General features: G+C 69.7%; 5 protein-coding genes. All 5 read left to right on the top strand.

Features of this window, described 5'->3' with window-relative positions; all coding sequences use genetic code 11:
• The coding region (ettA, locus tag WEB03_RS10585; RefSeq protein WP_368070911.1) for an energy-dependent translational throttle protein EttA at nucleotides 1–1,553 on the top strand (1,553 nt) is incomplete at its 5' end.
• Nucleotides 1,554–1,641: 88 nt separating this feature from the next.
• On the top strand, nucleotides 1,642–4,953 hold the full coding sequence (locus WEB03_RS10580; protein ID WP_368070910.1) for a type ISP restriction/modification enzyme: 3,312 nt from the start codon (nucleotides 1,642–1,644) through the stop codon (nucleotides 4,951–4,953).
• A 91-nt stretch (nucleotides 4,954–5,044) separates the two neighbouring features.
• Entirely contained in the window at nucleotides 5,045–5,266 is a 222-nt protein-coding gene (locus tag WEB03_RS10575; RefSeq protein ID WP_368070909.1) for a hypothetical protein, read from the top strand.
• Nucleotides 5,250–5,570, top strand: coding sequence for a CopG family transcriptional regulator (locus tag WEB03_RS10570; protein ID WP_368070908.1), 321 nt, complete (start codon nucleotides 5,250–5,252; stop codon nucleotides 5,568–5,570). Before WEB03_RS10575 ends, WEB03_RS10570 begins: the two co-directional genes overlap by 17 nt.
• A gap of 154 nt (nucleotides 5,571–5,724) precedes the next feature.
• Complete coding sequence (locus WEB03_RS10565; protein ID WP_368070907.1) at nucleotides 5,725–6,075, top strand: hypothetical protein; 351 nt, start codon at nucleotides 5,725–5,727, stop codon at nucleotides 6,073–6,075.
• Nucleotides 6,076–6,118: the final 43 nt, after the last annotated feature.

The raw sequence follows: 6,118 nt of genomic DNA, 5'->3' as shown, positions 1-6,118 counted from the left end.
CCGGGAAGTCGACGCTGCTGAAGATCATGGCCGGCGTCGACACCCAGTTCGAGGGCGAGGCGTGGGCGGCCAAGGGCCTGAGCGTCGGCTACCTGGCGCAGGAGCCGGTGCTCGACGAGACCAAGACGGTCCGCGAGAACGTGCTCGAGGGGATGGGCGAGACCGCGGGGCTCGTCGGCCGGTTCAACGAGCTCGCCGCGAAGCTGTCCGAGCCGCTCGACGACGACCGGATGCAGAAGGTCTACGACGAGATGGGCGAGGTGCAGGACGCCATCGATGCGGCCGACGCCTGGGACCTCGACCGGACCATCGAGATCGCGATGGACGCCCTGCGCGTGCCCGACGTGGACAACGTGAGCGTCCTGTCCGGTGGTGAGAAGCGCCGTGTGGCGCTCTGCCAGCTGCTGCTGTCCAAGCCCGACATCCTGCTGCTCGACGAGCCCACCAACCACCTCGACGCCGAGACCGTCGGGTGGCTGCAGCGCCACCTCGCCGACTACGCCGGCATGGTCGTGGCCATCACCCACGACCGGTACTTCCTCGACGAGGTGGCTGAGTGGATCCTCGAGCTCGACCGGGGGAAGGGCTACCCGTTCGAGGGCAACTACTCCGGGTGGCTCGAACAGAAGCGCGAACGGCTGCGCACCGAGGAGCGCGAGGAGTCGTCGCGCCAGCGCCAGCTCGCCGAGGAGGCCGAGTACGTCAAGGCGTCCCCGCAGGGCCGACGGACCAAGGCCAAGGCCCGCATCCAGGCCTACGAGACCCTGCTCAACCAGGACCGTCCGAAGCAGGTCACCAAGCCCATCATCATGATCCCCGAGGGCCCGCGGCTCGGCGACGTGGTCGTCGACGCGAAGGGTGTCGTCAAGGGCTTCGGTGACAAGCTGCTCTACGAGGACCTGACCTTCACGCTGCCGCCCGGCGGCATCGTCGGCATCATCGGCCCGAACGGTGCTGGCAAGACCACGCTGTTCCGCATGATCGTCGGTGAGGAGACGCCCGACGAGGGCGAGCTGCGTGTCGGCGACACGGTCCAGCTGTCCTACGTCGACCAGTCGCGGCAGGATCTCGACCCGGACAAGACGGTCTTCGAGGAGATCACCGGCGGCGGCGACTGGGTGCAGCTCGGCCGCACCGAGATGGCGTCGCGCGCCTACGTCGCCGCCTTCGGGTTCACCGGCGGCGAACAGCAGAAGGCGCTCGGCAAGTGCTCCGGTGGTGAACGCAACCGGGTCCACCTCGCCAAGCTGCTGCAGAACGAAGCCAACCTGCTGCTGCTCGACGAGCCGACCAACGACCTCGACGTCGACACCCTCCGCAGCCTCGAGGAGGCGCTGCTCGAGTTCGCCGGGTGCGCGGTGATCACGTCCCACGACCGGTGGTTCCTCGACAAGGTCGCCACCCACATCCTCGCCTTCGAGGGTGACTCGCAGGTGACCTGGTTCCCGGGCGGCTACTCGGAGTACGAGGAGGACCTGCGCCGCCGCAAGGGCGACGACGCGCTGAACCCGACGCGGATCAAGTACAAGCCGCTGACCCGCCGCACCGGCTGAGTCGCCAGGCAGCTCGCCCGCCTGGCGCGGCGAGCTGTCGCACCGAACGTCTACGGTCACGGCGCCGGCGCGGGTGAGGAGTCTCGGCGTGGACCATCCGTCAACCTTGAGCGCCGCCGTCTCGCGGTTCGGCGAGGTGGTCGCCGCGAAGCTCGGCGCGGTCGCGGTCACAGGGTCGCGTGAGGACCAGCTGCGTGGCCCGATGGAGGTGTTGCTGGCGGACCTGGTGGCGCTGGCGGGGTTCGATCCGGCGCGACTGACGATCGTCGGAGAATCGTCGCTCGGCGAGCTGCACGTGCGCCCGGATCTGGCGGTCAGCTACGCCGACGCCCTGACCGGGTTCGTCGAGCTGAAGGCCCCGGAGAAGGGCGCCGACCCGCGGCGGTTCCGCGGCGATCACGACAAGGCGCAGTGGAGGAAGCTGCAAGCGCTGCCGAACCTGTTGTTCAGCAGCGGTGGCGAGTTCTCGCTCTGGCGCAGCGGCGAGCTGGTGGGTCGCGTCGTCCGGCTCGATGGCGACGTCGAGTCCGCGGGTGCTGACCTCGCCGCCCCGGACCAGCTGGTCGCGTTGATCGCCGACTTCCTGTCCTGGGAACCGTACGTGCCTCGTGGTCCTCGGGAGCTGGCCGAGCTCAGCGCGCGGATGTGTCGGCTGGTCCGCGACGAGGTCCGGGACCAGCTCACCGTCGGCAGCGCGACGCTGGCCCACCTGCACCGGGACTGGCGCACGACCTTGGTACCCGGCGCCGATGACGAATCGTTCGCGGACGGGTTCGCGCAGACCGTGACCTTCGGGCTGCTGCTGGCGCGGGCGCGCGGGATCGAGTTCGGTGGGTCGATCGAGGCGGCTGCGCGGGAGCTGGGGCAGACCCACTCGCTGATCGGGACCGCGCTCGACGTGTTCACGCGCGAGGTCGGTCAGCGTGACGGTCTGCTGACCTCGCTCGCGACGGTCCAACGCGTGCTCGCCGTCGTCGATTGGCCGACCATCTCGAAGGGCGATCCCGAGGCGTGGCTCTACTTCTACGAGCACTTCTTGCAGGTCTACGACCCGGCACTGCGCAAGCAGACCGGGTCGTACTACACGCCTCCCGAGGTCGTCGATGCGATGACACGCCTGGTCGATGTGGCACTGCGTGATCACCTCGGCAAGCACCGCGGACTCGCGGATCCGTCGGTGACCGTGCTCGACCCTGCGGTGGGGACCGGCACGTTCCTCCTCGCGGTCCTGCGATCCATCGCGGCGACGTTGACCGACCTCGAGGGCGAGCACGCCGTCGCCGCAGCGCTGGACGACGCGCTCGGACGCATCAGCGGCTTCGAGCTCCAGCTGGGGCCGTTCGCCGTCGCGCAGTTGCGCGTGATGGCAGAGCTCGCCGAGCTCGGTGTGGCGGCGCACCGAGCGGCCAGCGTTCGGCTGTACGTCGTCGACACGCTCGCGGATGCTCACGACGAGGACCCGCTGCACGCCGGGATGCTGTACCGGCCCTTGACGGCGTCGATGAGGGGCGCCAACCAGGTCAAGCGAGAGGTGCCGGTCACCGTGGTGCTCGGCAACCCGCCGTACGGCGAGAAGGCCGCGGGTGAAGGCGGTTGGATCGAGCAGGGCACCCCTGGTGCGAAGGTGTCCGCGCCGTTGGACGACTGGATGCCGCCGAAGGAGTGGGGCGTCGGCGCCCACGCCAAGCATCTCTACAACCCGTACGTCTACTTCTGGCGGTGGGCGACCTGGAAGGTGTTCGACCAACCACCCGAGTCCGACACCGGCATCGTCTGCTTCATCACGGTCGCGGGGTTCCTCTCCGGGCCGGGCTTCCAGCAGATGCGGGACTACCTCCGGCGCCGCGGCGATGCGATCTACGTCATCGACTGCTCGCCCGAGGGCCACCAGCCAGCCGTGAGCACCCGGGTCTTCCAAGGTGTCCAGCAGCCGGTCTGCATCGTGATGGTCGTCCGTGACGGGGAGACCGGACCGGACACCCCGGCGCCGGTCGCGTTCCGCCAGTTGCCCGCCGGCTCCCGCACGACCAAGTTCGACGCACTCGCCGACGTCACGCTGACCGACGGCTGGGAGCCGGCGCCGGACGGGTGGCGCGAGCCGTTCCTGGCGGAGGGTCGTCATGCGTGGCGCGACTACCCACACCTCGACGACCTGTTCCGGTACTCCGGCTCCGGCGTGATGCCGGGACGCACGTGGCCCATCGCGCCTGACCGGTCCACGTTGGAGACACGGTGGCGCACGCTCCAGGCGGAGAAGGATCCGGTACGGAAGGCCGACCTGTTCAGCGAGCATCCGACCGACCGCCGCATCTCCTCGGAACTGGGTGATGGTCTGCCGGGCCTGCTGCACCGCAAGGGTGCGATCGTCTACGACGATGGCCCCTGCCCGCAGCCGGTTCGGATCGGCTACCGCTCGTTCGACCGGCAGTGGATCATCGGGGACAAGCGGGTCATCAACCGTCCCAACCCGACCCTGTGGCGCGTCCGCTCGGAGCAGCAGATCTACCTGACGGCGTTGCCTCCGAGGGCGCCGACCAACGGGCCGGGTGTGACCGCGACCGGACTGGTTCCGGACCTTCACCACTACCGTGGCAGCTTCGGAGGGCGCGCCTACCCGTTGTGGCTCGATGCCGACGGCACCGAGCCGAACGTGAACCCGGGGCTGCTCGACCTGCTCGGCACCCGGCTCGGGCGAACGGTGACGGCACCGGACCTGTTCGCCTACGTGGCGGCCGTTGTGGGGCACCCCGGCTACACCACGAGCTTCGCCGACGATCTGGCGACACCCGGCATCCGGGTCCCCGTCACCGTCGACATGGCGTTGTTCGACCGTGCGGTGGAGGCTGGCCGCCGGGTCCTGTGGCTGCACACCTACGGGGAGCGCTTCATCGACGCCACGGCCTCCCCGCCGCGTCCCGCTGGCGCGCCACGGACGGCTGAGCCGCCGCTGTTGCGCGGACCGTTCGGGGAGGCGTTCCCGGACGCGATCGCCTACGACCCGGTCTCACGTGAGCTGCGTGTCGGTGACGGCGTGGTCGGTCCGGTCGCCCCAGCGGTTCGGGCCTACGAGGTGTCGGGCGTCAACGTGCTCGACAAGTGGTTCGGGTACCGGCGTGCCACGCGGGTCAAGCCGAAGATGGGTGACCGACGCGATTCGCAGCTCGAAGCGATCCGCCCCGAACGATGGCCGAGCGCGTACACGACCGAGCTGCTCGAACTCCTGCACGTGTTGACCGAGGTGGTCGAGCTGGAGCGGGAACAGGCAACACTGCTCGACGAGATCGTCGTCGGGCCGTTGCTCGGCGTCGAGGACCTCACCGCCGGGGACGTCCTTCCGGTCGCCAAGGCCGCGCGCAAGCCGGAGCGTCTTGCAGTCACGCAGGACCGCCTCGATGTCTGACCGGAGCGTCTTTTCTGTGGTACACATAGGGTGATGTGTGGAGGTTCGGTTCGCCCAGTCGGCCCGTCGGCACCGCGTCGGCAGGCAGCGAGTGCTCGACGTTCTCGCCGATCCGTTCAGCGTCCGGGAGCTGTCGCACGACGGGTCGGTGACCAAGTACCTGATCCTCGGTGACGACCGAAGCGGCCGGGCGTTCGAGGTCGTGGCGTTGACACCATGCGACGATGTGCTGCTGGTCATCCACGCGATGGATCTGCGCGACAAGTACCGCGAGGAGTACGAGAGAGGACGAGGCGATGAGCCGACCACCTGATTGGATCGGTCGCCGTCTGACCGTCGGCGAGGGCCACGATCCGGACTGCGACCCCCTCGTCGATGCCGAGGAGCTCGAACGTCTCGCCGACGAAGCCGAGGCCGGCTACCCGTCGGACCAGGGCCAGGTGGTCTACCGACGTCGCGGCCGGCCGTCGTTGAGTGGAGCGGCTGCTCCGTCACCGCAGCTGCGCGTGCGTGTGCCCGAGGATCTGCGCCGGCGCGCCGCAGAACGCGCTGCGCGCGAAGGGAGCAGCCTCTCCGAGATCACCCGCGAAGCGCTCGAACGTTACCTCGCTGGCTAGCCTGCGCAGGACCCGCCGACGACGCTCGTCAGCGGCCGCGCTGCGGCTCACCTGCCGGCGCGCTCGGCGGCCCAGCGCTCCGTCCCAGTGCCTACCCTGCCGCTCGGCTCGGTCGGTCCCGATCGCGTCCGACGACGATCACGCAGGTGACGAGGTGGCTGAGCAGACGGCCGACGCGCGGGTCGTGCTAGTCACGGCCCGGCTGCTCGACGACGAGCAGGCCACCCCCGGTTTCGTGGCGTTCGACCCCGAGGACGCCGGTCGGCCCGTCGGCGAGGACCGCACGGCGTCAGGGTGGGAGCTCTACGTCGGCGCCGAGACGGACGCCGAGCTCGAGGACGCCGACAACGCCAGGCTCGTCGACGTGACGTGGGCGATCGAGCGCTTCCCCGACCTGCAGGTGCTCCTCGATGAGCACGATGGGTCGACACCGGCAGCCTGGCTCGCGACCGGTGACGGTGACTGGCTCGAGCTCGACGACGACGACCTCGACGGCCTGGGCTGAGCGGGCGTGGTCCGGGCAGTGGGCGTGGTCCGGGCAGTGGGCG

This window comes from Nitriliruptor sp. (genome assembly GCF_040882075.1).
In the GTDB taxonomy this organism is placed as follows: domain Bacteria; phylum Actinomycetota; class Nitriliruptoria; order Nitriliruptorales; family Nitriliruptoraceae; genus Nitriliruptor.
This window is presented reverse-complemented; position numbering and strand designations above follow the sequence as displayed.

Coding starts and splice junctions, on each gene's coding strand:
- WEB03_RS10570 (WP_368070908.1), top strand. CDS start 5,250: ATGAGCCGACCACCTGATTGGATCGGTCGCCGTCTGACCGTCGGCGAG.